2 protein-coding genes are annotated in these 815 nt (G+C 41.3%); one reads left to right on the top strand and one right to left on the bottom strand.

Going from position 1 to position 815, the window contains the following annotated elements:
- Positions 1-44: 44 nt before the first annotated feature.
- Positions 45-464 (bottom strand): IS200/IS605 family transposase, encoded by a 420-nt coding sequence (gene tnpA / locus FC99_RS11895; protein ID WP_048735266.1) that lies wholly within the window; start codon positions 462-464, stop codon positions 45-47.
- Positions 465-560: 96 nt separating this feature from the next.
- On the opposite strand from tnpA, the gene FC99_RS14275 reads away from it, so the two are divergent.
- A partial coding sequence (locus FC99_RS14275; RefSeq protein WP_235805922.1) for a helix-turn-helix domain-containing protein occupies positions 561-815 on the top strand: 255 nt, incomplete at its 3' end.

The following is an 815-nucleotide window of genomic DNA, read 5'->3' as shown; positions in this document are numbered from 1 at the left end:
AATTAGGCAGAATTCCCTTGCTTTCAAACAAGGGATGAATGCCACTAGACCTTTCGTTGACTAGCAATGTAGTTTTCTACGGTTTTCCTGCTCATATCACCAAGAGTACTCATGAAGTAACTAGGTGACCAAAGATGTCCACCCCAGAACTGATGTGCCTTTATCTCGGGATGCAATTCAAAGAATAATCGCGCCGAGCCACCCTTGAAGGCTTTGGCAACATTGGTTGGCGCGTACTTAGGCTTAAAGCTTAGCAGTAAGTGCACATGGTCTGGCATTACCTCCATCTGCTCAATGGCCACTTCGTTCAGTCGGGCTATCTTCATTAGAATATCCGTCATTTCGGTAACTAACTTTGGCGTTGTAAATACTTCATGCCGGTATTTGGTGACCCAAACCAAGTGAAAATGAAAATTGTAAACATAACCTCGTTCGTGAATCATTCCTCCAGCATTCTTACTCATATGTTTCCTCCATAAATATTATTATAATACGTTTTGTTATGAATGTAGTGTACTCATATGGTATGCTTACTATCAAGCAAAAGGAGGTGGCAGTTTATGACGAAAACAATGGCGCAACTACCTTATCATTATGGAGTTAAGGTTAGGGTCTTTCCTTCAACTGAACAAAAGCGACTGATCAAGCGTAACAGTGACGCTAGTCGGTTTATTTATAATCAGATGAACGGCATGAACAATGACTTATTTTGGTTAAAACAGGTGAAAATCCCCATCTCGATCGTGTTGGAACGAATCGCTGATTTGACCAAACGCCTAAAGAAGCCATCAACTGCTATCTCCAACATTCATGGC

Origin of the sequence: Levilactobacillus koreensis JCM 16448 (genome assembly GCF_001435525.1) — a bacterium.
Classification (GTDB): Bacteria; Bacillota; Bacilli; order Lactobacillales; family Lactobacillaceae; genus Levilactobacillus; species Levilactobacillus koreensis.
Note: the sequence above shows the minus strand (reverse complement) of the source record. Positions and strands in the feature narration are given on the sequence as shown.

Coding starts and splice junctions, on each gene's coding strand:
- tnpA (WP_048735266.1), bottom strand. CDS start 464: ATGAGTAAGAATGCTGGAGGAATGATTCACGAACGAGGTTATGTTTAC.